Genomic DNA, 24,274 nt, shown 5'->3' with positions numbered 1-24,274 from the left:
GTGCGCCGTGCGGCGGGCCTGCGGGCGGCGGGCGTGCGGGTGCGGCCGGACCGGGGACACCGGTCCGGCCGCACCCGCCGCCGCCCGGGGGCGGCGCCCGTCAGGTGCTGTAGACGCCGACCTCGTGCAGGGAGTACCCCCACTTGGTGCCGCGCTGCACCCCGTGGACACGGACCAGTCGGGCCGGCACACCCGCGAACTGCGCGGTGTCCAGGCCGCCGTCACCGGTGGTGGTGGACCAGACGGTCTTCCAGGTGGCCCCGTCGGTGGAGACCTCGATCCGGTAGCCCTTCCCGTAGGCGCGCTCCCAGTCCAGGGTGACGCGCCCGACCAGCGACGTGGACCGCAGGTCGATCTGCAGCCACTGGTCGTCGCTCCAGTCGCTGGCCCACCGGGTGCCCGTGCTGCCGTCCACGGCCCGGCCGGGCGCGTAGCTGGTGAACGGGTTCCACTCCGAGGAACTGGCCGAGGCGGAGGAGCCGGCGGCCAGGTTCACCCCGGACCGGTGCTTCTCGGAGGCACCCCAGGTGTCGAGATAGGTCTCGGCTCCCCGGAAGAGGTCGTCCACCACGTCCTGGCCGCCGACCAGGCGGATGTCCTCCAGCCAGTCCGGGACCAGGCCGTAGTGCGCGGCGCCGTCGGTGTTGATGTCCCAGGTCCGCTCGCCGGTGGTCTGGCGGTCGATCACGGACCCGCCGTCGACGCTGCGGAACGGGTAGCGCACCGGGTTCGGGGTGTCGGCGCCCCGCGGGCCCGGCCAGCCGCCGACCCCGTTCATGTCGGTGCCGTAGCCGTAGCCCACGTGGTACTTGTCGCGCAGCGCGTCCGTACGCTTGGCCTCCGCGCTGAATCCCTCGGCGCCGTGCATGTACTGGGCGACGAAGCCGCCGAGCTTGTAGACCCGCTCGGTCCAGTCCAGGTCCATCCAGCTGTGCGAGGAGATCACGCCCGGGTACGACTCGGACTCCAGGATGTCGAAGGCGCGGCCGGCCGCCTTGACGCTCATGTGGTCGATCTCCAGCATCATCTTGCGCTTCACCATGCCGCGCACGGCGTACTCGCCGAGATCGGTGAGACCGCGCGAGTTGCACTGCGCGCCCGCCGCGTAGGACGGGACGGCGACGCCCTCGGGGAGGTCCTTCTGGGCGGCGAGCGCGGGCGCCAGGCCGATGGGGTTGTCGTGCTGCGGGCCGGCGCACTGTTCGGTCTTCCAGAAGGTGCCGGTGGACAGGAACTGGCCGACGTTGATGGCCGTCCCGAGCCCGCCCTCGTCGAACCGCACGCCGCACAGCGCGTTGTCGAACTTGTGGCACAGGAACATGCTGCGCACGCCGAGCCCGTACAGCTCGTCCAGGCCGCGGTCGATGTCGTCCCGGCTGCACTGGGCGACGTCCAGGATCTGCTTGCAGCCGAACGGTTCGGAGGTCTCGACGCCCAGGACGACGGCCAGCTTGCCCTGCTGGATCACGTCGCGGGCCTGCGCGCTGTCGGTGACGATCCGGAACCAGCCCTTGCCCGCCCCGCCGTACATCCGGTCGACGTAGGCCTGCAGCTCGTACGTCTTCTGTGCCTGGAGCCGGATGGAGGTCATCTCGTCGCAGCCGCGGTCCTTGAAGAAGTAGACCGAGCAGATCACGCCGTTGGTGACCAGGTCGTTGACCAGCACCCGCTGGCCGCCGCGCCAGGCCCGTTCGACCCAGGCGTAGTAACTCTGCTGGTGGGTCAGCGAGTCGTGGGCGGGCCAGTCCTTGAAGGTGGGCCAGCCGACCGGGTCGTGCTTGCCGTCGCCGCCGTTGGTGATGTAGTCGAAGATCGCGAGGGAGCCGTCCGGGTAGTGCTCGGGACAGTCCTTGAGCGCGTCCGCGATGCCCTGTTCGGAGAAGCCCTTGCCGCAGATGAGCCGGCCGCCGAAGGCCTCGTTGGCCATCAGGTGGGTGTGGGCGTCGATGAAGCCCCGGACCTGTCCCTGGGCGTCGGTGCCCTTGAAGGGCTCGCCCGTGACGTTGATCTGCGAGTCGGGTACGGGCCGTGCGGTCGGGTTCCACCAGCCGGCGTCACCGGAGGCCGAGGCCGGTGCGCCGGGTGCGGGGGCGGCGAGCGCCATGGCCACCAGGGCGAGGAGTAAGGACAGGACCGCGAGGATCCTGCCTCTGCTGTAGGCGTGTTGAGTCATGGGTCACCACTCAGGTCGGGGTGGGGGAGTGAGCGGACGGCGCGGTCGCAGCGCGCCGGAGCGTGCGGGGGTCGCGGGCCGTGCCGTCCGGCCGACTGGCATGTCCCGCGTACTCGATGTGACGAGAATCGCCACTGTTGGAATCCGAGTCAATAGTCCGGGACGGATGACCTGATGTTTCGTCAAACCACTTGCGTACGACGGCCGGTGTGCCTCACCCGCAGGGCACGCCGGCGCTCTTCCAGGTCGCGGCGTCGACCATGCGGGTCGGGGCGAAGGACTCCGCGGGCATCGCCCGGCCGTTCCTGAGCCGGTCGTACATGGTCTGGACGGCGAGGGCGCCGACGTCCCTGCCGTTGATGAACAGGGCGGCCCGCATGCCGGAGGGCCTGCCGCCGCTCCAGTTCTTGCAGGCGAGGTAGGCGCCGAGGCCGACGCCGATCACGTCCTGGGGCTTGAAACCGGCGTTCTGCAGGGCGGTGACGCCGCCCTGGACGTTCTCGTCGTTGCAGCCGAGGACGATCCAGTGCTTGACGTCCGGGTTGGCGGTGACGGTCGCCGCGACCCTGTCCTGGGCGCCGGTCGGCGTGTTGTCGGTCGCCACGTCGATCTTCTGGACGCTGGCGCCCGCGGTCGCGATGAACGCGTCCTTGGCCGCGTTCACCCGGTCCGTGCAGACCGTGACGTCCTGCTTCCAGGCGGAGAGGATCCGGGTGTCCGCCTGGTTCCAGCCGGTGTTCCGGTACTCCTCGCCGGCCCGCTTGCCGACCTCGCCGCCCATCTGGGTGCCGCTGAAGCCGATCCGGGGGATCAGGTCGGCCTTGTCGCAGGCGGACGGTTCGGGGCCGGTGGCGCAGATCTGGTCGTCGGAGGTGAGCAGGGCGACCCTGGCCTCCCTGGCGGTCTGCACGACCTGCGGACCGACGGCCGGGTCCGGCACCACGACGATCAGGCCGTTGGACTTCTGGGCTATCGCGGACTGCACCTCGCCGACCGTCCGGTTCGCGTCGTTGCCGAGGTTGACCACCTTCAGGTCGATGCCCAGCTCGGCGGCCTTCGCCTTGGCGCCCTCCGCCTCGCCGATGAAGTACTCCTGGTCGCCCTGCTTCTGCAGGTACGTCAGGGAGATCCTGCCGGCGACCTTCGCGACCGGGTCGGTGGCGGAGGAGCCGGACGGGGCGCCGGTGGAACACGCGGTGGTGGTCAGGCCGAGGAGGGCGAGGAGGCCGGCGGCGGCGCGTCGGCCCGGAGTGCGGGGCATGGTGGCTCCTGGGGGGTGGCGTCGGTCCTGAGCCAGCCAGATGAAACACAAGCGCTCAGAAATCAACTGGATCGAACGTTCGGGCACAGGAAACGCCGCCGGTGGGGGATCGTCAAGAGCTCTGTCACGGCTGCGCGACTTCGAGATGCTCCTGTGATGCGTGCAACCGGTGTGACGCGTGCGACTGGTGAGATGCGAGCAACCGGTGTGGCGTGAGGGGCGGCGGGATCGGGCTGCGCCAGGCTGCCGGGCCGTGGTCTCCAGCGGCCGGAAATGCCCCGGAAAACACCGGTGGCAAGGAGGGAAACCACTCCTTGCCACTCCCAAGATATAGCGCACCGGGGGCCTTGCGGCAAGGCCCCGGTCCTGCCGCAGAATGGTCGACCGAAGCCTTGACCTGCGGAAACAGGGGAAATGCCGCAGCGGTGAATCGTGCACGGACCGGCCGGGTGGCGACCGTCCCCTGAATGTCGGACATCCGGATGTCCGGCCGGTGAATGTCCTGGTGTGGAGGAGAGTTCCCATGATCGATGTGATCGTCGCCGGTGGCGGACCGACAGGTCTGATGCTGGCAGCCGAACTGCGGCTGCACGGCGTGCGAGTAGTGGTGCTGGAGCGGCTCGCCGAGCCGACCGAGCAGTCCCGCGGACGCGGCCTGCACGCGCGCAGCGTGGAGCTGATGGACCAGCGCGGCCTGCTCGACCGCTTCCTCGCGGTCGGTGAGACGTTCCGGGTCGGCGGTCTCTTCGGCGGCATCGTCAAGCCGTGGCCGGAGAGCCTGGACACGGCCCACCCGTACGGTCTCGCCATCCCGCAGGTGGCCACCGAGCGGATCCTCGACGCGCGTGCGCTCGAACTCGGGGCCGAGATCCGGCGCGGCCGCGACCTGGTCGGGCTGGGCCAGGACGAGGACGGGGTGGACGTCGACCTGGCGGACGGTACCCGGCTGCGCTCGCGCTACCTGGTCGGGTGCGACGGCGGCCGCAGCACGGTCCGCAGGCGGCTCGGCGTCGCCTTCCCGGGCGAACCCGCCACGGTCGAGACGCTGTTGGGAGAGATGGAGCTGGCCGAGGACCCGGAGACGGTGGCCGCCGTCGTCGCCGAGGTCCGCAGGACCCAGCAGCGCTTCGGCCTCGAACCCGACGTGGACGGGAAGAAGGGGGTGTACCGGGTCGTCGTGCCCGCCGGCGCGGTGGCACAGGACCGCGCGGCCGCGCCGACTCTCGCGGACTTCCGCAGGCAGCTGCGGGTGACGGCCGGCACCGACTTCGGCGCGCACTCGCCGCGCTGGCTGTCCCGGTTCGGTGACGCCACCCGGCAGGCCGAACGCTACCGGGTGGGCCGGGTGTTGCTGGCCGGGGACGCGGCGCACATCCACCCGCCGACCGGCGGGCAGGGGCTGAACCTCGGTGTGCAGGACGCCGTCAACCTCGGCTGGAAGCTGGCTGCCGAGGTCAACGGCTGGGCGCCGGAAGGGCTGTTGGACAGCTACCACGCCGAACGGCACCCGGTGGGCGCCCGGGTGCTGGACAACACCCGCGCACAGATCACGCTGCTCGGCGCCGATCCGGGCCCGACCGCGCTGCGGGAACTGTTCTCGAAGCTGATGGACTTCGAGGAGGTCAACCGGTACGTGACCGAGATGATCACCGCGGTCGGGGTCCGCTACGACCTCGGCGAGGGCCCCGACCTGCTCGGCCGGCGGATGCGGGACGTCGCCCTGAAGGAGGGACGGCTGTACGGGCTGTTGCACGGCGGCCGCGGGCTGCTGCTCGACCGGACCGGCCGGCTGTCGGTGGACGGCTGGACGGACCGGGTCGACCTCGTCGTCGACCGGGACGCCGACCTCGGCGGGGAGCCGGGGGTGTCCGCGGTGCTGCTGCGCCCGGACGGCCACGTGGCGTGGGCCGGCACGGACCAGCGGGAGCTGCGCGGCCCGCTGGCGCGGTGGTTCGGCGCCGCCGCGGGCTGAGCGCCGCGCGTGGACCCGGGGCGCCGGTCGCCTCGGGTCCACGGTCGTGTCGGGGTGTCGTTCGCCCCGGCGTCCGTTCGCCCCGGGTCGCCGGTCGACCCTGTGCCGCTGGTCAAGCGAGTCCTAAAGGAACGTTAAGTGTCAGGCCCTGAAGGGAAAACACCCAGGTCAGCCAGTCTTGTGTTCAGGTCGTGAACCTTGCCGGGCCGGTGGCCCCTGCATAACATGTGGCCCCTCGGGTCGGGCGGCGCCTCGATGAGAGCGCTCTCTCGGCCGCCCGGAGCGTCCCTCCGCACCCGTGGCCGACCGCCGGCCCCGACCCGGCACCTCCCTGCCCCAGGAAAGGCGTACTGCCCATGGCTGCACACCGCGCGTCCCGATGGTCACTCGGCGGCCTCGCACTCACCCTCGCCGCCGGGCTCGTCACGGCCGCCGTCGTGTCGACCACCGGACCCGCGCCCTCCCGGGCCGGCGCCGCCGTCGTCGCACAGGGCTGGTCGGACGAGTTCGACGGCGCGTCCGGCGGTGCCCCCGACGCCGCCAAGTGGACGGTGGAGACCGGTGGTTCGGGCAACGGCAACCACGAGCTGCAGTACTACACACCCGGCAACGCCAACGCCGCGCTGGACGGGCAGGGCCACCTGGTGATCACCGCCCGCAAGAACACCGACTCCGGCCTCGGCTGCTGGTACGGGACCTGCCAGTACACCTCCGCCCGGCTCAACACGGCGAAGTCCTTCACCCAGGCGTACGGACACGTCGAGTCCCGCATCAGGATCCCGCGCGGGCAGGGCGTCTGGCCGGCCTTCTGGATGCTCGGCGCCGACCTCGGGCAGGTCGGCTGGCCGAACAGCGGCGAGATCGACGTCATGGAGAACATCGGCCGCGAGCCCGGCACGGTCCACGGGACGGTGCACGGCCCCGGCTACTCCGGCGCGGGCGGCCTCGGAGCCGGCTACACCCTGCCCGGCGGCCGCGCGTTCGCCGACGACTTCCACGTGTTCGCCGTCGACTGGAGCCCCACCGCGATCACCTGGTCGGTGGACGGCACCGCCTACCAGACCCGTACCCCCGCGGACACCGCCGGCCACAGGTGGGTGTTCGACCACCCCTTCTTCGTCATCCTCAACCTGGCCGTCGGCGGCGACTGGCCCGGCGGCCCCGACGGCGCCACCGCGTTCCCGCAGACCATGACCGTCGACTACGTCCGCGCCTCGGCCTGGAACGACTCCTCGGGCTCCACCACCGGCGCGATCCGCGGCATCGGCGGCATGTGCGCGGACGTGGCCGGTGGCTCGAACGCCGACCGGACCCCGATCCAACTGCACAACTGCACCGGCAACCCCGCCCAGCACTGGACCGTCGGCGCGGACGGCACCGTGCGCGCCCTCGGCAAGTGCCTGGACGTCGCCGGCGGTTCGTCGGCCGACGGGGCCGTCGTCCAGCTCTACTCCTGCAACGGCACCAACGCGCAGAAGTGGACCCGCACCGCCGCCCACGACCTCACCAACGTGGGCGCGAACAAGTGCCTGGACGCCAAGGGCAACTCCTCGGCGGACGGCACCAGGCTCCAGCTCTGGACCTGCGGCGGCGGCGCCAACCAGAAGTGGACGGTCGGCTGACCCGCGCCGCCCACCGCGACCGCACCGACCCACCCCGCACGCACCCCACACCGTTCGCCCGCCCCACCGGGCGCAGGCCGCCGAGCGCCGGACTCACCCCACCGAGCCGCCGCGCCGCGCCGCCCCACCGGGCGCGGGCCACCCAGCGCGTCCCGCCGCCGCGGGCCGCCACCGCAGAAGGGAACCCCCCATGACAGCGCGTCACCACCGGCCGATCTCCCGCCGGAAGCTGCTTGCCGCCACCGCAGGCGCGGCGCTCTCCGTCGCCGCCGTGTCCAGGTGGATCGAGTCGAGCGCCTCCGCCTCCACCTCGGCCACCCTCCCCCTGGACCTGGTCAACACCACCGGCTCCGGCACCGTGTACGCCTACGTGCTGGGCCGGGACCCCGCGGCGGGCGGCGCCTGGGCCTTCGTCCAGGCCGACGGCTCCACCCTGCACCACCCGCCGTCCCCGGCGAACGACCAGACGCCGCTGGGGGTCGACTGCGCCATCGCGCTGGGCGGCCCGGGCGCCGGTGCCCGGCGGGTGACCCTGCCCCACCTCGACAGCGGGCGGATCTACTTCTCGGTCGGTGCGCGGCTCACCTTCCTGATGAACCGTGGGGGAGGGCTGGCGCTGCCCTCGGTGAGCAACCCCTCCGATCCCAACGCGGCCGTCCAGCACGACTTCTGCGAATTCACCTTCAACAACGACCAGCTGTACGCCAACATCACCTTCGTCGACATGGTCGGCCTGCCGATCGCCTTCCGGCTGGAGACCGCCCAGGGCACCCAGACAGTCCGCGGGCTCCCGTCGGACGGGCTGGCGCGGGTCGCCGCCGCCCTGCGGGCCCAGTCGGCCGCGGACGGCAGCGACTGGAGCCGCCTGATCGTCCAGCGCAACGGCGCCGACCTGCGGGTGCTCAGCCCCAACCTGGCGATCCGCGGCAACTCCGGGCTGTTCTCGGGGTACTTCGACAGCTATGTGGACCAGGTCTGGAACACCTACCGCTCCCGGGACCTGCACCTCGACACCCAGTTCACCTGGGGCACCCTCACCGGCCGGGTGAACGGCGACACGCTGACCTTCCCGGGGGTCGGCAGTTTCGCCAAGCCCTCCACCCTGGCGATCTTCTCCTGCAGCGACGCGCCCTTCACGACCGGCAACGACGTCATGGGCAACCTCAGCGCGCGGCTGGCCGCCGCCCTCAACCGGACCACCCTGCTGGACAACCCCGACCAGCCGACCGCCGAGCGGCCGGCCACCTTCTACACCAAGCCCCGCACCAACCACTACGCCCGGATCCTGCACGCCACCACCCCCGACGGGCTCGGCTACGCCTTCCCCTACGACGACGTGCACCCGGCCGGAGTCGACTTCGAGGGCAAGGTGCAGTCGGGCAGCCCCGGCCGGTTCACCATCACCGTCGGCGGGACGGCGGGCGGCGCGACCCCGACGCCGAGCCCGACGGGCACCGCCACGCCGACCGCCACGCCCACCGCGACGGCCACCGCGACGGCCGGCGGCGGGGTCAGCGCGTTCGCCACCATCCAGGCCGAGTCCTTCGGCGCCCAGTCGGGCGGCCGGGCGGAGTCCTGCGCGGACACCGGCGGCGGCAGCGACATGGGGTGGCTGAGGAACGGCACCTGGCTGAAGTACCCGGCCGTCGACTTCGGCGCGGCGGGGGCCGGCCGGTTCGACGCCCGGGTCGCGTCCGGCGCGGCGGCCGGGGTCAGCGGTCTGGTACAGGTGCGGCTCGGCAGCCCCACCGCCACTCCGATCGGCAGCCTGGCCGTCGCCTCGACCGGCGGCTGGCAGAGCTGGCGCACCGTGCCCGTGGACGTCCGCCGGACGACCGGCGTGCACGACGTCTACCTGACCTTCGACAGCGGGCAGCCGGCCGACTTCGTCAACCTGAACTGGTTCACCTTCGCCTGACGTCCGCGCCGGCCGTCCCCGCGGGCCGATCCCGGCCCGTCCCCGCAACGCCCGTCGGCGGTGCCCTCCCGGGCCGGGAGGGCACCGCCGACGGCGTACGAGGGCCCGGTGGCTACCGCATGCCGCTGTCCAGCTGCGACTGGAGCTCGGCGTCGGCCACCGCGATGGCCACGCCCATCGCCTCGGCGATGTGTCCGGCGGCGGACATCACGCGGGCGGTGCCCACGATCGGCGCGATCGCGACCAGCACGTCCTGCAGCTGGCTCGCGGTCACGTTGGCCTCGACCGCGGGGCCGAGGTGGGCGAGGTAGGAGATGGACGGGGCGTCGGAGGCAACCAGTGCGGCGATCCGGGTCAGGATGAGCATGTCCTCGCTCATTCCGCACCGCTCGATGGAGTCCATCGTCATCGCTGCGAGCGTGTCGAGGACCGGGGTGTCGGACATGGTCGACATGTCGGTTTCCCTTCGGGGACGAGGAGACGCAGACGTCCGCCGCCCGGCGTGCGCCCGCTCCTGCTCGTCGACGGTAAGCCCGCCGCGCGGACTCGGCCATCCGGCCGGATCCCGGACGGGCACCCGGAGTTGCCTGACATGTGCATATCTATGCAATCTATGACAAAATGTCTGTATGCATGACTCCACCGAGCAGCATCAGCGCGCCGCCCAGGGAGCCCACCCCTTCGCTCCCGTCCCGGCCCCCCGCGCGAACGTCATCCTTGCCCGCGACTGCCGCGAGTGCCGGTCCTGGGGCACCGTGATCACCGAACAGGGCCGCCACGAGCTCTGCCCGACCTGCCAGCTCCCCGCCGCCGAGTCGGCGTGATCCGCGCGGCCACCCGCCGTTCCCGATCCCGCCCTTCCCGATCCCGCCGTTCGTGGGCCCGCCGTTTCCCGTACCGTCCCGCCGAGCCCGAGCCCGAGCCCGAGCGCCGCCGTCACACCGCGGTGGCGTCGGCGAGTGCGTCGGAGAGCTCCGGCCGACCACCGATGCCGAGCTTGCCGTACGCATTGGTGAGGTGGACCTCCACCGTCCGCAGGCCGACGAACAGGTGCTGGGCGATCTGCTTGTTGGTCATGCCGGCCACCGCCAGCGCCGTCACCCGGCGCTCGCTCGGCGTCAGCGCGTCCACGCCCTGGAAGGTCCGGGTGCGCGGGCGGTCGCCTGCCGCGCGCAGCTCGTCCATCGCCTGCTCGGCGATCACGGTCGCCCCGCACTGGTGGGCCAGGCTGACGGCCTGCCGCAACTGCTCGCGGGCCTCCTCGACCTGCCCGGCGGCGCGCAGTCCGGCACCGAGGTCGACCAGGGCCTGCGCCCGGCGCAGCCGCGCGTCGGACTCGCCGAGCACCTCGACCGCCTCCCGAAGCAGCGCCAGCCCCGGCCGCCCCGGCGTGGCGGCGCCGAGCGAACGCAGCGCCACCCCGATCATCTCGGGCACGCCCCAGCGGCGTGCCAGCTCCAGGTCCTCACCGGCCAGCACCCTGGCCTCCTCGTGCCGGCCCAGCGAGACGAGCACCAGCGCGGCCTCGGACCGCCACGGGTAGAAGCCGGGGCCGGCCATGCCGCGGGTGCCGGAGCGCTCCCCGCAGAGCAGGAAGTCCGCCAGGGCCTGCTCGGGCAGGCCCTGCGCCAGGCGCAGCCAGCCGCGGGCGAGCAGGACGTAGTCGTTGGCCCAGTGCAGGTTCAGCTCGCCGGTCAGCCCGGCCTGCGCCAGCAGTTCCTCGGCCTCCACCAGCAGGCCCTGCCGGACCCGGGCCTCCAGCAGCGTGGTGACCGGGAAGACGCAGTGGCTGGTGTGGGAGCCGACCCCGATCTCGCGCAGTGACTCCAGTGCCGCCTCGGCGTCGGCCCGGCACTCGGCGAGCCGGCCGAGCCGGCAGTTGGCGTTGGCCCGGGTGCTGATCGCGTGCGCGTAGCCGAGCACGGAGCCCCGGGCCCGCGCCTCGGCCACCGCCGCGTCGGCGTAGTTCAGCGCCGTCCGGGCCGCTCCGGCGGCGCCGAGCGCGAACACCGCGTTGTTGTAGACGATCGACTCGTCGTCGGCCGGGATCATGCCCAGCGTCAGGGCCCGCTGGGCGAATTCGACGGCTTCCGCCGGGTCCTCGCCGCGCATCGCGGCCCGCAGGCTGAGCAGCGCGGCCAGCGGCCGTTCCACGGCGCCGCCGCCGGCGTCCGAGAGGTCCAGCTCCCACAGCCGCGGCCGGACGGCGGCGGCTGTGGCCAGCTCGCTCAGGCCGGCGTAGATGTAGTCGATCTCCAGCCGGAGGGCGTACTCGTCGCCGGCGCCGCGCAGTTCGGCACTGGTGCGCCCGAGGACGTCCAGCGCCTCGCCGTAGTTGTCGGTCGCGAACAGCGCCATGGCCAGCCGCCGGGCGGCGGACGTCCGGGCGGCGGCCCCGTGGGACAGCTCCAGGCTCTGCCGCAGGTTGCGGACCGCCGTCGGCACGCAGGAGGCCAGCTCCGCCAGTCCGAGCATGCTCAGCAGGGTCGCCCGCGCGCCCTCGGGCAGCGGCTCGCGCAGCGCGCGGCGCAGGGCCGCGACCGCGCCGTCCGGATCGCCGGCCGCCAGGGCCTCGGCGGCCGACCGGCGCAGCGCCTCGTTCGCCCAGTCCTCGTCCAGTGGGCCGGTGGTGTGCAGCAGACGGGCCGCCACCTCGTCCTCGGGGGCGTTCTGCGCCCACAGCAGCCGGGCCGCCGCGAGGTGGATCCGCTGGCGCCGGCTGGGCAGCACCAGCTCGGCCAGCGAGCGGGCCGCCACCGGGTGGACGAAGCCGACGGCCGGCCCGACGCGTCGCAGCACACCGGTCTCGACCAGCGCGTGCAGGGCGTCCTCGACCACCGCCTCGGACTCCCCGACCACCGCGGCGACCTGGTCGGTGCCGGGCGTGCCGCCGAGCACGGCCACCGCTTCGGCGACCTCCACCGCGGCCGGGCCGGCGTTGGCCAGGGCGGCCCGGACGGCCTGTCCGATCTCGGTGGGAGCGAGCGCGTCGAGCCGCTCCGCGGCGTCCGCGGACGGTGCCGGCTCCGCCGCCGCGGTGGCCCGCAGCAACGCCCGGAGCAGGAAGGCGTTGCCGTTGGTCGCGTGCCGGCAGCCGCGCACGAACGCCTCGTCCGGGGCCTGCCCGTGCGCCTGCTCGGCCATCGCCGCGACCGTCGCCGCACCGAGCGGCCCGAGCGCGACCCGCTGCCGGAAGAGTTGCAGCACCGTCCCCGGCAGCTCCCGCTGCGCGGGCTCGGTGGCCCCGGCGCCGATGGTGGCGAGCACGCCCAGCGGGAGCCCGCCGGCGCGCCGCAGCAGGTAGCTGAGCCAGCGCAGCGAGGCCGGGTCGGCCCACTGGAGGTCGTCCACGGCGATCAGCAGCGGCCCCCGGGCGGCCAGGTGGACGGTCAGCCAGTGCAGCCCGCCCAGCACCGCGCCGTCGGCCGGCGCCGGCCCGGCGGAGTGCGGCGGTCGGGGGCCGAGGACCTCGGCGGCGGCGGCCGCGGGACCGGCCAGCAGCGGGTGCGGCGCCCCCGGCGGGGCGTCCGCCAGCAGCTGTTCGAAGAGCTGGCGGACCACGCCGAACTCGAAGCCGGCGTCCAGCCGGTCCGCGGCGGCGCACAGCACCGTGGTGCCCGCCCACCGGGCCCGGTCGGTCAGGGAGCGCAGCAGTTCGGACTTGCCGCTGCCCGGTTCGCCGGTGATCAGGGCCGCGGTGTGTCCGGCGAGCAGTGCGGCCAGGGCGTCGCCCTCGCGCTCGCGGCCGATCGGCCACGGCGCCGGGGGGAGCTGCGCCGTTCCGGAATGCTCGTGGGGGCTGCTCGACATCCGCTTATCACACCTGTCCGTGGGGCCGCCCGGGATTCGTCCATCCCTGGCATGTCACGTTCCACACCCTAGCCTGCGCCGCCGACACGCCCGCCCGGTCCGGAGGCGGCCCGTGGGCCGGCGCGTGCTCCGTCGCGGCACCGGTCGGCGGTGACCGGTCGTCAGCGGTCACGGGCGACCAGAACCTTCGTTACCGCACGGGCCTGGTCCCCGGCCGGTCCGGTGGGCACGGTGGGAGGTGTCGCCGACCGGGAGGGCCCCGGCGCGGGCGACGGCGAGAGGGCGGAGCGCACCATGGACGTCGACCCCCGGCAGCAGTTCGGGGACTACCAGAACGAGATCTACCTCGCCGGCCTGTCCGGCGTCCTGCCGACGATGCCGATGGACTTCGCCGGGCTCCGGGCGCGGGCGCAGGCCGCCCTCCCCCCGTCGGTGCTGTCCTACGTCGCGGGCGGGGCCGGGGACGAGTCCACCCAGCGGGCCAACGTCACCGCGTTCGAACGGTACGGGCTGATGCCGCGGATGATGGTCGGCGCCGCCCGGCGCGACCTGTCGGTGGACCTGTTCGGACTGCGGCTGCCGTCGCCGCTGTTCATGGCGCCGGTCGGCGTCATCGGCCTGTGCGCGCAGGACGGGCACGGCGATCTGGCCACCGCCCGCGCCGCCGCGAGGACCGGGGTGCCGATGGTCGCCTCCACGCTCGCGGTGGACCCGCTGGAGCAGGTCGCCGCCGGGTTCGGCGACACCCCGGGTCTCTTCCAGCTGTACACCCCCACCGACCGGGCGCTCGCGGAGAGCCTGGTGCACCGGGCGGAGGCGGCCGGGTTCCGGGGGATCGTCATCACCCTGGACACCTGGATCACCGGCTGGCGTCCGCGCGACCTCGGGGCGAGCAACTTCCCGCAGCTGCGCGGGCACGCGCTGGCCAACTACACGTCCGACCCGGTGTTCCGCGCCCGCCTCGCCAAGGCCCCGGAGGAGGACCCGGGCGCCGCCGTCCTGGAGTGGATCGGCCTCTTCAGCAACCCGCTCACCTGGGACGACCTCCCGTGGCTGCGCTCCCTCACCGACCTGCCGATCGTCCTCAAGGGCCTGTGCGCCCCGGAGGACGTCCGCCGGGCGAAGGACGGCGGCGTGGACGCGGTCTACTGCTCCAACCACGGCGGCCGCCAGGCCAACGGCGGTCTGCCCGCGCTGGAGGCGCTGCCGGGCGTGGTGGAGGCGGCCGACGGGCTGCCGGTGCTGTTCGACTCCGGCGTCCGCACCGGCGCGGACCTGGTCAAGGCGCTCGCCCTCGGCGCCACCGCCGTCGGCGTCGGCCGTCCCTACGCCTACGGCCTGGCGGTCGGTGGCGAGGACGGCATCGTGCACGTGCTGCGCTCGCTGCTCGCCGAGGCGGACCTGATCATGGCCGTGGACGGCTACCCGACCCTGGCGGACCTGCGCGCCGAGGGGGCGATCCGCCGGATCTGACGCGCCGGCGGCAGCCAACCGCGGTTCCCCGCGACGGTGGTGGGCGCCGGCCCGGCCAGGAGCCCGGACGGCGGGACCGCCGGCACCTCGCAGGCCGCGCGGGACCGGCAGCAGCGGGCCACCGAGCCGGGCAGGACCCGCCGGCCGGGGGCGGCCGCCGTCCGGCTCCGACCAGGCGATCACCGCAACCAGGACGGCTGCCCGCCGGCCCGCCTCCGCCACCGCCCGGCGCACCGCCGCGAGACCGCCCGGCGAACCGTGGACCCCGACGACTCCTGCGCCACGACCTCCATGCGAGTCCCGACGGCGGCCCGCGCCAAGGCCGTTGACGTCCGCACGACGCTCCGCAGGCCTGCCTCGACGTCGCCCTGACGCACCCGCCGCGGCGGTTGCGAGGGGGCGTCGAGGTCTGCGGGTCCGGTCCGCCCTGCGGACCGCCCGGGGCCACCGCCGGATCTCGACGGGCCGCCTGGACCGACGGCCCGCCGGCGGCGGTTCAGGACACCGGGGAGTGCGTCTGCGCCGCCGTCCGCGGGGCGTCGGCCCGGCGGCCGGCCAGGTCGAGGATCTCGTCGACCGGGCGGCGGGGGCTCGCCGGTCCGGGCGGGCCGAAGCCGAGACGCAGCACGAGCTGGACGTGGCCGGGCCCCTCGGCCGGGTCGCGCAGGCCCCAACGGGTGTCGGGCCACTCGACGGCCTGGTGCAGCACGGAGGCGCGCAGCCCGTGGGCGGTCGCCACCAGCCACAGGCGCTCCAGTGCCTGGCCCGCGCGGAGCCAGTCGGCGGGCCCGTCCCCGTGGGTGGTGAGGGTGGCCAGCTGGGGCAGCGGTTCGAAGCGCCGGGACGGTACGGCGGCCGGCGGCGGGGTGGTGAACGCCCGCATCGGGACGCGGGCGTCGTGGTCCTGCGGGCCCAGCGCGGCCGCCGGGATGCCGTCCGCGGCCGGCTCCTCCAGCCGCAGCCAGGTCCGGGTCTCGGCCATCCGGGCGAGGTCGGCGCCGGTGCGTCGTTCGGCGTCCCGGGTGAGCTCCAGCACCCGGCGCACCCCGGCCTCCTCCAGCACGGACAGCACGGCACCTTCGTCGAGGGCCGCCGCACAGAGCTCGCCGACCACCGCCTCGGGCACGTCCCGGTTGACGAACGGCTGGCGGCTGGAGTGCCGCCGGCCGATCTCCTCGAAGAGGTCCCGGCCGTGCGGCGTCGCGGCGGCCGCGGGCCGGGACAGCCGCACGGCGGCGACCAGCGACGGCTCCGCCGGGTCGGGCAGCAGCCGCACCTGCGGTTCCCGGCCGAGCCGCAGGGCGGCGACCCGCAGGTTGAACAGGGCCGCGCCCACCGAGATGTGCAACGCCCGGCCGTCCGGGTCGGTGAGCGGTACGGCACGGGCCGGGTCGAGGGACACGTCCAGCCCGTCGAGGTCGGGTGCCGGGCGGAAACGCCACGGTTGGCTGTTGTGCAGCGACGGTGCCGCACCCGCGGCGGCGGCCAGGAACCGCAGCTGCTCCGTGGTCAGGGCCCGCTCGGTCAGGGCCGACCGCTCCTCGTTCCGGTACCGGTCCGGACTTCCGCTGGTGGTCATGGCCGGGTACGTCCTTCCGCTCCTCGTTCTGCCCTCGCCCCCATCCTGCGCCGCCCGCGGCGCCCCGCCATGGGCCCTCCGGCCCCACCCCACCCGCCGGAGGGCCCGGGCCCGCCGCCGACACACCCGCCCGGCGCCCGCTGCGGCCCGGCCGGGGCGCGCGCAGAATCGAAGCGGAGGCGCGCGGCGCCGACGACCGGGGCGGCGGACCGCAGCCGGGGCGCAGGAGGGACGAGCGATGGACGGTACCGACCCCCGGGAGCCGGGACAGCAGCCGCTGCGGGTGTTCCTGCTGGACGATCACGAGGTGGTGCGGCTCGGGGTGCGCGACCTGCTGGAGGCCGAGCCCGACATCGAGGTCGTCGGCGAGGGCGGGACCTGCGCGGAGGCGCTCGCCCGGGTGCCCGCGCTGCGGCCCCGGGTCGCGGTGCTGGACGTGCGGCTGCCGGACGGCGACGGGGTGACGGTCTGCCGGGAGCTGCGCGACCGGGTGCCCGGGCTGGTCTGCCTGATGCTGACCTCGTTCGACGACGACGACGCCCTGCTGGACGCGATCATGGCCGGCGCCGCCGGGTACGTGCTGAAACAGGTCAAGGGCGCCGACCTGGTCGGCGCCGTCCGCACGGTGGCCTCCGGGCAGTCGATGCTCGATCCGGCCACCACCCGGAGGCTGATGGAGAGCCTGCGCCACCACGAGGAGGCCGACCCAGACGCGGCGCTGGCGCAGCTGACCCCGCGCGAGCGGGAGATCCTCGCCCTGGTGGGCGAGGGCAGGACCAACCGGGAGATCGGCCAGGAGCTCTACCTCGCCGAGAAGACCGTGAAGAACCACGTGTCGAGGCTGCTGGCCAAGCTCGGCGTCGAGCGCCGGCTCCAGGCGGCGGTGATCGCCGCCCACGCCGACCCCCACCAGCCCCCGCCGGCCCGCCGGCCCCCACCGGCCCGCCCGCACTGAGCCCGGCCCCACCCGGCCGACCCCCGGCCCCACCCGGCCGACCTCGCCGACCGGGGAGGCCCCCGGGCCGTACGGACCCTAGGCTGGGGACCGGGGGAGCTGCCGGCACGTGAACGGAGCAAGCGGTGGCCGCATCCTCGGACCCGGGCCCCGCCGACCCGCCGCGGCCGGGCCCCGCCGACCCGGGCCCCGCGGACCACCCCGGTGCGCCGCCGTCCCGGCCGGACGCCGCGCGCGGCACCAGGGGACGGTTCCACGGCCTTCTGGAGGCCGTCCTCGACGTCGGCCGGGACCTCGACCTCACCCAGGTGCTGCGGCACATCGTCGAGTCCGCGGTCACGCTGGTGGACGCCGAGTACGGGGCGCTCGGTGTGATCGGCGACGACCGGCGGCTGTCGCAGTTCATCCCGGTCGGCATCGACCGGGAGCGGGCCGACCGCATCGGGCCGCTGCCGCGCGGGCTCGGCCTGCTGGGCGAGCTGATCCGCCACCCCGAGCCGCTGCGCCTGGCGGAACTCTCCGCGCACCCCTCCTCGTACGGCTTCCCGGCGCACCATCCGCCGATGCACAGTTTCCTGGGCGTCCCGATCCGGGTCCGCGACAAGGTCTACGGGAACCTCTACCTGACCGAGAAGCGCGGCGGAGCGGAGTTCGACGCCGAGGACGAGTCGGTGCTGGCGACCCTGGCGGTGGCGGCCGGGGTGGCGATCGACAACGCCGGGCTCTACACCAGGGCCCGGCTGCGCGAACGCTGGCTGGCGGCGAGCGCGGAGGTCACCAACAGCCTGCTGTCGGGCAGTTCGCAGCGGGAGGTGCTGGACCTGCTGATCGCGCGGGCGGCCGACATCGCCGGTGCGGACCTGACCGTGGTGGCCCGGCCGGTCAACGGCGGGGCCGACCTGGAGGTGCGGGTGGCCGTGGGCCTGGACGCGGACCGGCACCGGGGGCTGGTGCTGCCCCGGGTGGGGTCCTTCATGGGGGCCGCCGTCGAGACCGGCGGGCTGGTCACCAGCGTCGACGTGCACCGGGACCCGAGGATCACCGCCGGGCCGCCGCGCTGGGCCGGTCTCGGGCCCGCCGTGGCCGTGCCCGTCGGCACGGTGGAGGGCGGTGTGCGCGGGGTGCTGATGCTGGCGCGGGCCACCGGCAAACCGGTCTTCGTACCCGAGGAGTCGGGCCCGCTGGCGGGCTTCGCCGGGCAGGCCGCCGTGGCGATGGAACTGGCCGAACGCCGTTGGGACTCCGAGCAGATCGCCCTGCTGGAGGAGCGCGACCGGATCGCCCGGGACCTGCACGACCTGGCGATCCAGCGGCTGTTCGCGACCGGCATGACCTTGCAGGGCGCGACCCGCTTCATCGACCACCCCGAGGCGTCGGAGCGGGTCCTGCGGGCCATCGACGACCTCGACGAGACCGTGCGGACGATCCGTTCCAGTATCTTCGGCCTGCGGACCAGGGAACGCGGACCGGCCGCCCACGGGCTGCGCGCCAGGGTGGCCGCCGTCGTCGACCGCTCCTGCGCCGGCCTCGGCTTCGCGCCGGGGCTGCGGATGACGGGGCTGCTGGACGTCGAGGTGCCGCAGGCGGTGGCCGACGACGTGGTCGCCGTCCTGGAGGAGGCCCTGTCGAACGTCGTGCGCCACGCCCGCGCCCGCCGGGTCGAGGTGGCCCTGAACGTCGACGGCGACCTGGTCCTCACCGTCACCGACGACGGTGCGGGCCTCCCACCCGGCGGGCCGCGCAGCGGCCTCGCCAACCTCGCCGAGCGGGCCGAACGGCGCGGCGGCAGTTTCCTGGCCGGCCCCGGGCCGGACGGCGGCACCCGGCTGGACTGGCGCGTACCGCTGCCGCCGCCGGAGGACCCGCGCACGCTGCCCCGGCCGTGACCCCGGCCGGCCCGGGCCCGCCGCTGCCGGGCCGGTTCAGTCCGCGACCAGGACGGCGACCCCGGTCACCCGGTCCGCGGCGAGGTCGGCCAGCGCCCGGTCGGCCCGGTCCATGGTGTAGCGCTGCACGTGGACCACCGGCCGGTGGCGGGCCGCCTCGGCGAGGTACGCCCGGCCGTCCGCACGGGTGTTGGCGGTGACGCTGCGCAGCGTCCGTTCCTGGAAGAGGTGCCGCTGGTAGTCCAGCCCGGGGATGTCGCTGAGGTGGATGCCGGCCACCGCCAGCGTGCCACCGCGGTCCAGCGCCGACAGCGCGACCGGCACCAGGTCGCCGACCGGTGCGAAGAGGATCGCCGAGTCCAGCGGCTCCGGCGGGGCCTCGTACCCGTCGCGGGCCGAGGAGGCGCCCAGCTCCAGCGCCAGCCGCCGGGCCTCCTCGGCCCGGGTCAGCACGTGCACGGTGGCGCCCCGGGCGAGGGCGAGCTGCGCGGTCAGGTGGGCGGACGCCCCGAACCCGTAGATCCCCAGCCGGCCGCCCGGCGGCAGCTCGGCCCGTTCCAGGGCCCGGTAGCCGATGATCCCGGCGCACAGCAGCGGCGCCAGTTCCACGTCGGGCGGTTCCTCCGGCAGCCGGTAGGCGTACCTGGCGTCGGCCACCGCGTACCGGGCGTAGCCGCCGGGCACGTCCCAGCCGGTGTAGCGGGAGAGCGGGCAGAGGTTCTCCCGGCCGGCCCGGCAGTAGCGGCAGCTGCCGCAGGTGCCCGCGAGCCAGGCCACGCCCACCCGGTCGCCGTGGGCGTACCCCTGCACCTCGGCCCCGAGGTGCAGGACCCGGCCGACGATCTGGTGGCCGGGCGTGCAGTGCCGGGTCCGCGGCGCGAGGTCGCCCTCGGCGAGGTGGAGGTCGGTGCGGCACACGCCGCAGGCCGTCACCTCGATCAGCAGCTCCTGCGGACCGGGCGGCCCGATCGTCCGTTCCTCGCGCCGCAGCGGCGCCGAGGCCGTCGGGCCCGGGTGATCCACCACCCAGGCCACCGTGCGGATCAGGCCGTCCCCGGAGGCTGACATCTCGGCTCCTCGTCCCGCGCTGCGCCCAGCTCTGCTCCGGTGGCCGGGTGCCGGCAGGACGGCCGCCGGCACCCGGGACCGGCCACTCCTCCCATGGTCCACCACACCCGGCCCCTGCCGGACAGGGCCGTTCGGCGCACCCCGTCGGCCCGTGCGGCCCCAGCGCGCGGCGGCGGATCCGCGCACGCTGGCCAGTGGGCGGCGGGATGTCCGCCGGTGGACCCGTCGAAGGAGGTGGGCGTCGTGCGCGCGAACGCTCCGGTGCCCGACCCGCCGGCACCGGCGGGCGAGGCCGCGACCGGGGAGTGCACCCGGGAGCAGAGCCTGGACCTGCTCCGGCAGACGGTGATCGGACGTCTCATCCACACCGATGACGCGATGCCCGCCGTGACCCCCGCCTGCTTCACCCTGGACGGTGTCGGGGAGGTGGTGGTCCCGCTGCCCGCGGGCTGGCGGGTGGACGTGATGGACGGCGAGGTGGTCGGGTTCCAGGCGGACCGCTTCGACGAACGCACGCTCCGCGGGTGGACCGTGCTGGTCGTCGGCCGCTCCCGCCTGGTGACCGACCCGGCCGAGGTCGCCGAGCTGCGCCGCCGGGGGCCGCGGCCGTGGGGGCGCGGGCCGGCCACGGACTACCTGAGCATCCACCCGGAGCTCGTCACCGGACGGCGGTTCGAGTCGTGACGCCCCTTCCGACGCCTCTGCCGCCGCCGGACGGCCCCGGTCCCGGTCCCGGCCCCGGTCCCGGTCCGGAGGAGGTCGCCCTGCGGGTCGCCCTGCGGTCGCGGCAGCTCGGTCTCAGCCGGGAGGAGGTCGCGGCCCGCGCCGGCATGTCGCCGGGCTACCTCCGGCACCTGGAGGAGCTGGGCACCGGCTTCGACCCGGAGGCCGCCCACAGGCTGGCGGTGGCGCTGGAGACGACCTACGACGACCTGCTGGGGGGCCGTACCGACCTGCCGCCCGGGCAGCCGCCCCCCGCTCCGGCGCCCGTGCTGGCGAGGCTCGCGCCGCAGGAGTGCTGGGACCGGCTGTCCGACCACGGCATCGGCCGGGTCGCCCTGACCTCGGACGCGGGCCCGGTCGTCCTGCCCGTGAACTACCTCGTCGACGCGCACGCGATCGTCTACCGGACGTCCGCCGCGGGCGCGGCCACGGCCGTCGGGGCCGGTGAACTCGCCTTCGAGGCGGACCGCCTGGACGAGGCCCGCAGCGCGGGCTGGAGCGTCCTCGTCGTCGGCACCGCCGAACCGGTCACCGACGCGGCCACCGTACGGCGACTGACCGGGCAGCCGGGGGCGGAGCCCTGGGCGGCCGGGGTCCGCGAGCACTGGATCCGGATCGTCCCGGCCCGGATCAGCGGCCGCCTGATCACGCCGGGCTGACCGGACCGCCGGCCCGGCTCCGGTGCGCGGCCCACGCCACCGACGGCCCGGCTCGGGTGCGGGCACCACGGCACCGAAAGGACGGGCCCCGGGGCGAGTCGGAGTCCGTGCCGGGGAACGGCCGCTGGGACCATGCCGCTATGGCATCCGGTGCGAAGTCCTCGAAGGCCTCCGGAGTGGTCCTGCTGACACTCGCGGCCGGCCAGTTCCTCATGGCGCTCGACAGCTCCGTCATGAACGTCTCGATCGCGACGGTCGCCGACGACGTGGGAACGACGGTGACCGGCATCCAGGGCGCGATCACGGCGTACACCCTGGTGATGGCGATGTTCATGATCCCGGGCGGCAAGGTCGGCGCCGTGATCGGCCGCAAGCGCGCGTTCATGATCGGTTGCTGCGTGTACGGCTGCGGCTCGTTCACCACGGCGATCGCCCCCAACCTCGGCGTGCTGCTGTTCGGCTGGTCCTTCCTCGAAGGGATCGGCGCGGCGCTCATCCTGCCCGCGATCGTCGCGCTGGTCGCGGGCAACTTCCCCGCGGAGCGCCGGCCGGCGGCGTACGGGCTGGTCGCCGCCGCCGGGGCCATCGCGATCGCGGTCGGGCCCCTGGTCGGCGGCGTCGCCACGACGTACTTCTCCTGGCGCTGGGTGTTCGCCGGGGAGGTCGTCCTGGTCCTGTGCATCCTGGTGCTCGCCCGGCCGATCGCCGACGCGCCCGCCGCCGCCGGGGCCCGGGTGGACCTCGTCGGCGCGGTGATCTCCGCCCTCGGCCTCGGTATCTTCGTGTACGGGGTGCTGCGGTCGGGGGAGTGGGGCTGGTTCCTGCCGAAGCCCGGCGCGCCGTCCTGGCTCGGCGTCTCGGCGGTCGTCTGGACGAGCCTGGCCGGTCTGGCGCTGGTCTGGCTCTTCCTGCGCTGGGAGGCCCGCCTGGTGCGGGCCGGGACCGAACCGCTGGTGGACCCGGCCCTGCTGCACAACCGGCAGCTCACCGGGGGCCTGACGATGTTCTTCTTCCAGTACCTCGTGCAGATGGGCGTGTTCTTCGTCGTCCCGCTCTACCTGTCGGTGGCCCTCGGCCTGTCGGCGCTCGCCACCGGGGCCCGGCTGCTGCCGCTGTCGCTCGCGCTGCTGGCCGCGGCGGTCCTGATCCCGAAACTGCTGCCGGACGTCTCGCCGCGGCGGGTGGTGCGGTTCGGCGTGCTGTCGCTGTTCGCCGGCGCGGTGGCCATGCTGGCCGCCCTGGACGTGGACGCGGGTGCCGAGATCGTCGCCGTCCCGCTGCTGCTGATCGGGCTGGGGATGGGCGCGCTGGCCTCGCAGCTCGGGGCGGTCACCGTGTCGGCCGTGCCGGACGAGCAGAGCGCGGAGGTCGGCGGGGTCCAGAACGCCGTCACCAACCTCGGCGCCTCGATCGGTACGGCCCTCGCCGGCTCGATCATGATCGCGGTGCTCAGCACCTCGTTCCTGACCAATGTCGGGGAGGATCCGGCGATTCCCCCCGAGGTCACCGAGCAGGCCGCGGTCGAACTGGCCGGCGGCGTGCCCTTCCTGTCGGACGCCCAGCTCACCGATGCCCTGGCGCAGACCGGGGTCAGCCCGGAGGTGGCCTCGGCGGCGCTCGACGCGAACGCGGCGGCCCGGATCGACGGCCTGCGCGCGGCGCTCGGCGTGCTCGCGCTGATGGCCGTCCTCGCGCTGTTCTTCACCGGGCGGATCCCGACCGGGCAACCCGGGGCCGAGCAGGCGGGGGCCCGGAAGCAGGGGCCCGGGCAGCCGGGCTCAGCCGCCTCCGCGGCCTGAGGCGGCGGGCCCCGGGCGGCGCCGGCCGAAGGCCAGTTGGACGATCGCCCGCCAGTGCACCGGTGCGGGAGCCGCCGGCGGCCCGGGCCGGTGGCGGGGGACGCGGACCCGCAGCGCCCCCGGACGGAGGGTGCAGACGACCGGCACGGGCAGCTGCAGTGCCTCGCCGTCGACGGCGACCGGGATGCGTGCCGCGTCGGAGTCGACCGTCACCTGGTGGGCCGTCAGGACCTGGAGCCCGGAGGCCTGCGCACCGCGGAGCGCGACCTCGGCCGCCTGGGCGGCGTTGGTCACCCGGACCCCGAGCACGCCGAGCGTCCCGAGGTCGAGCCGCGGCCGGCGGCCGCCCGCGGCCATCGGCTGGGGGGCCGCGTAGGGGTTGTTGCTCACCAGCAGGGCCTGCTGGTGCTCCAGCCGGGTACTGCCGGCCCGGGCGTCGAGCGGGTGGCCGGCGTACCCGAGCAGCAGGTCGGGCAGGGCGGCCAGGGCGGAGCCGGCCTTGGCGTCGCGGTACTCCGGACTCTGCACGATCTGGGCGTAGACGCCGAACGAGACCGTGTTGACGAAGGCCCGGCCGCCCACCATGCCGAGGTCGACGCGCAGTTCCTCGCCGTCGGTGAGCGCCTCCAGGCAGCGGGACGGGTCCTCGCGGTCCAGTCCCAGGTCCATCGCGAAGTGGTTGCGGGTGCCCGCGGAGATCACCAGGAACGGCACGTCGTGCTCGGCGGCCACCTCGGCCACCCGGGCCTGGGTGCCGTCGCCGCCGGCGACCCCGAGCAGGTCCGCGCCCTCGGCCAGCGCCCGGCGGGCGAGCGCCGCGACGTCCGTGTGGACGGCCGGGTCCAGCAGGACGACCCGGGCGCCGAGCGCCTCGGCCCTCTCGACCAGCCCGAAGCGTCCGACCTTGCCGCCGCCGGACCGTGGATTCATGATCAGCACCGGCCGCCGGGGAGCCGCAGCCGGGGACGCGTGCATCCCCCGGGGCCGCCGCACCTTGCCGAGTGCCGCCCGCGCGCACAGCACCGCGACCGCCCAGAGCGCCAGCCCGGCCAGCGCGGCCGGCCACAGGCCCGCCCGGGCGTAGACCACCAGGACGGCGACGGGCGCGCCCACCGCGAGCAGCGTCCCGCCGACCCGGACGGCTCCGCGGTGCGCCAGCGCCCACCAGGTCCCGGCCGCCGCGGCCGCCAGCCCCGCCACCCCGACGACGAGGACCAGGAGACCACCCGGCCCGCTGGTCGCCACCAGTACCGCCACCGCGCCCAGCAGGCAGGCCAGCGCCAGCCGGGCCAGCAGCCTCGCCCGGCCAGACCTGCCGGCAACCGTCGACGACACGTCGGCTCCTCCTCCCGTCCTCCCGGCCCGCTCGGGCGGTC

Annotated in this window: 17 protein-coding genes; 10 read left to right on the top strand and 7 right to left on the bottom strand. The window is 74.9% G+C overall.

Going from position 1 to position 24,274, the window contains the following annotated elements; genetic code table 11:
• Positions 1-100: 100 nt before the first annotated feature.
• Both ACIOFR_RS16390 and ACIOFR_RS16385 read right to left on the bottom strand, forming a co-directional pair.
• Positions 101-2,173 (bottom strand): discoidin domain-containing protein, encoded by a 2,073-nt coding sequence (locus tag ACIOFR_RS16390; RefSeq protein WP_400997249.1) that lies wholly within the window; start codon positions 2,171-2,173, stop codon positions 101-103.
• A 214-nt stretch (positions 2,174-2,387) separates the two neighbouring features.
• Positions 2,388-3,434: a substrate-binding domain-containing protein gene (locus ACIOFR_RS16385; RefSeq protein ID WP_400997247.1), complete on the bottom strand. Its 1,047-nt coding sequence runs from the start codon at positions 3,432-3,434 to the stop codon at positions 2,388-2,390.
• 523 nt (positions 3,435-3,957) lie between these two features.
• Here ACIOFR_RS16385 and rox point away from each other — a divergent pair.
• The 3 genes from rox to ACIOFR_RS16370 all read left to right on the top strand — a co-directional run bounded on the left by rox (position 3,958) and on the right by ACIOFR_RS16370 (position 8,946).
• Positions 3,958-5,406 (top strand): rifampin monooxygenase, encoded by a 1,449-nt coding sequence (gene rox / locus ACIOFR_RS16380; RefSeq protein WP_400997244.1) that lies wholly within the window; start codon positions 3,958-3,960, stop codon positions 5,404-5,406.
• Between the two features lie 356 nt (positions 5,407-5,762).
• Positions 5,763-7,028: a family 16 glycosylhydrolase gene (locus ACIOFR_RS16375; RefSeq protein ID WP_400997242.1), complete on the top strand. Its 1,266-nt coding sequence runs from the start codon at positions 5,763-5,765 to the stop codon at positions 7,026-7,028.
• Positions 7,029-7,218: 190 nt separating this feature from the next.
• Positions 7,219-8,946, top strand: coding sequence for a beta-1,3-glucanase family protein (locus ACIOFR_RS16370; RefSeq protein WP_400997240.1), 1,728 nt, complete (start codon positions 7,219-7,221; stop codon positions 8,944-8,946).
• A gap of 112 nt (positions 8,947-9,058) precedes the next feature.
• Here the strand turns inward: ACIOFR_RS16370 and ACIOFR_RS16365 are convergent, their stop codons facing one another.
• Positions 9,059-9,400: a carboxymuconolactone decarboxylase gene (locus tag ACIOFR_RS16365; RefSeq protein ID WP_400997238.1), complete on the bottom strand. Its 342-nt coding sequence runs from the start codon at positions 9,398-9,400 to the stop codon at positions 9,059-9,061.
• Positions 9,401-9,575: 175 nt separating this feature from the next.
• Here ACIOFR_RS16365 and ACIOFR_RS16360 point away from each other — a divergent pair, with 175 nt between their 5' ends.
• Positions 9,576-9,770, top strand: a complete 195-nt coding sequence (locus ACIOFR_RS16360; RefSeq protein WP_400997235.1) for a hypothetical protein — start codon at positions 9,576-9,578, stop codon at positions 9,768-9,770.
• A 112-nt stretch (positions 9,771-9,882) separates the two neighbouring features.
• On the opposite strand, the gene ACIOFR_RS16355 is transcribed toward ACIOFR_RS16360, so the two are convergent.
• A complete protein-coding gene (locus ACIOFR_RS16355) occupies positions 9,883-12,756 on the bottom strand; it encodes an AAA family ATPase (protein WP_400997233.1) in 2,874 nt (957 codons plus the stop codon).
• A 294-nt stretch (positions 12,757-13,050) separates the two neighbouring features.
• On the opposite strand from ACIOFR_RS16355, the gene ACIOFR_RS16350 reads away from it, so the two are divergent.
• Entirely contained in the window at positions 13,051-14,229 is a 1,179-nt protein-coding gene (locus ACIOFR_RS16350; RefSeq protein ID WP_400997421.1) for an alpha-hydroxy-acid oxidizing protein, read from the top strand.
• 496 nt (positions 14,230-14,725) lie between these two features.
• Here ACIOFR_RS16350 and ACIOFR_RS16345 read toward each other — a convergent pair whose 3' ends face one another.
• Positions 14,726-15,808: an Acg family FMN-binding oxidoreductase gene (locus tag ACIOFR_RS16345; RefSeq protein WP_400997230.1), complete on the bottom strand. Its 1,083-nt coding sequence runs from the start codon at positions 15,806-15,808 to the stop codon at positions 14,726-14,728.
• Between the two features lie 238 nt (positions 15,809-16,046).
• Here ACIOFR_RS16345 and ACIOFR_RS16340 point away from each other — a divergent pair, with 238 nt between their 5' ends.
• Complete coding sequence (locus tag ACIOFR_RS16340) at positions 16,047-16,763, top strand: response regulator (RefSeq protein WP_400997228.1); 717 nt, start codon at positions 16,047-16,049, stop codon at positions 16,761-16,763.
• Between the two features lie 125 nt (positions 16,764-16,888).
• Entirely contained in the window at positions 16,889-18,649 is a 1,761-nt protein-coding gene (locus ACIOFR_RS16335) for a GAF domain-containing protein (protein ID WP_400997225.1), read from the top strand.
• 36 nt (positions 18,650-18,685) lie between these two features.
• On the opposite strand, the gene ACIOFR_RS16330 is transcribed toward ACIOFR_RS16335, so the two are convergent.
• On the bottom strand, positions 18,686-19,717 hold the full coding sequence (locus ACIOFR_RS16330) for a zinc-dependent alcohol dehydrogenase family protein (RefSeq protein ID WP_400997222.1): 1,032 nt from the start codon (positions 19,715-19,717) through the stop codon (positions 18,686-18,688).
• Between the two features lie 243 nt (positions 19,718-19,960).
• Here ACIOFR_RS16330 and ACIOFR_RS16325 point away from each other — a divergent pair, with 243 nt between their 5' ends.
• The 3 genes from ACIOFR_RS16325 (at position 19,961) to ACIOFR_RS16315 (ending at position 22,898) form a co-directional block, all read left to right on the top strand.
• Positions 19,961-20,401, top strand: coding sequence for a pyridoxamine 5'-phosphate oxidase family protein (locus tag ACIOFR_RS16325; protein WP_400997219.1), 441 nt, complete (start codon positions 19,961-19,963; stop codon positions 20,399-20,401).
• Positions 20,398-21,099, top strand: coding sequence for a pyridoxamine 5'-phosphate oxidase family protein (locus tag ACIOFR_RS16320; RefSeq protein ID WP_400997217.1), 702 nt, complete (start codon positions 20,398-20,400; stop codon positions 21,097-21,099). The genes ACIOFR_RS16325 and ACIOFR_RS16320 overlap by 4 nt, the downstream gene beginning before the upstream one ends.
• A 140-nt stretch (positions 21,100-21,239) precedes the next feature.
• On the top strand, positions 21,240-22,898 hold the full coding sequence (locus ACIOFR_RS16315) for an MFS transporter (protein ID WP_400997214.1): 1,659 nt from the start codon (positions 21,240-21,242) through the stop codon (positions 22,896-22,898).
• Here the strand turns inward: ACIOFR_RS16315 and ACIOFR_RS16310 are convergent.
• Positions 22,878-24,233: a diacylglycerol/lipid kinase family protein gene (locus ACIOFR_RS16310; RefSeq protein ID WP_400997211.1), complete on the bottom strand. Its 1,356-nt coding sequence runs from the start codon at positions 24,231-24,233 to the stop codon at positions 22,878-22,880. The genes ACIOFR_RS16315 and ACIOFR_RS16310 overlap by 21 nt on opposite strands.
• Positions 24,234-24,274: the final 41 nt, after the last annotated feature.

Origin of the sequence: Kitasatospora sp. NPDC088346 (assembly GCF_044740765.1) — a bacterium.
Lineage (GTDB): Bacteria > Actinomycetota > Actinomycetes > Streptomycetales > Streptomycetaceae > Kitasatospora.
Note: the sequence above shows the minus strand (reverse complement) of the source record. Positions and strands in the feature narration are given on the sequence as shown.

What these genes read in the sequence shown, in the direction of transcription:
- ACIOFR_RS16365 (WP_400997238.1), bottom strand. Translation starts at nt 9,400, where the DNA reads ATGTCGACCATGTCCGACACCCCGGTCCTCGACACGCTCGCAGCGATG.
- rox (WP_400997244.1), top strand. Translation starts at nt 3,958, where the DNA reads ATGATCGATGTGATCGTCGCCGGTGGCGGACCGACAGGTCTGATGCTG.
- ACIOFR_RS16375 (WP_400997242.1), top strand. Translation starts at nt 5,763, where the DNA reads ATGGCTGCACACCGCGCGTCCCGATGGTCACTCGGCGGCCTCGCACTC.
- ACIOFR_RS16355 (WP_400997233.1), bottom strand. Translation starts at nt 12,756, where the DNA reads ATGTCGAGCAGCCCCCACGAGCATTCCGGAACGGCGCAGCTCCCCCCG.
- ACIOFR_RS16350 (WP_400997421.1), top strand. Translation starts at nt 13,051, where the DNA reads ATGGACGTCGACCCCCGGCAGCAGTTCGGGGACTACCAGAACGAGATC.
- ACIOFR_RS16330 (WP_400997222.1), bottom strand. Translation starts at nt 19,717, where the DNA reads ATGTCAGCCTCCGGGGACGGCCTGATCCGCACGGTGGCCTGGGTGGTG.
- ACIOFR_RS16370 (WP_400997240.1), top strand. Translation starts at nt 7,219, where the DNA reads ATGACAGCGCGTCACCACCGGCCGATCTCCCGCCGGAAGCTGCTTGCC.
- ACIOFR_RS16385 (WP_400997247.1), bottom strand. Translation starts at nt 3,434, where the DNA reads ATGCCCCGCACTCCGGGCCGACGCGCCGCCGCCGGCCTCCTCGCCCTC.
- ACIOFR_RS16360 (WP_400997235.1), top strand. Translation starts at nt 9,576, where the DNA reads ATGCATGACTCCACCGAGCAGCATCAGCGCGCCGCCCAGGGAGCCCAC.
- ACIOFR_RS16315 (WP_400997214.1), top strand. Translation starts at nt 21,240, where the DNA reads ATGGCATCCGGTGCGAAGTCCTCGAAGGCCTCCGGAGTGGTCCTGCTG.
- ACIOFR_RS16390 (WP_400997249.1), bottom strand. Translation starts at nt 2,173, where the DNA reads ATGACTCAACACGCCTACAGCAGAGGCAGGATCCTCGCGGTCCTGTCC.
- ACIOFR_RS16345 (WP_400997230.1), bottom strand. Translation starts at nt 15,808, where the DNA reads ATGACCACCAGCGGAAGTCCGGACCGGTACCGGAACGAGGAGCGGTCG.
- ACIOFR_RS16340 (WP_400997228.1), top strand. Translation starts at nt 16,047, where the DNA reads ATGGACGGTACCGACCCCCGGGAGCCGGGACAGCAGCCGCTGCGGGTG.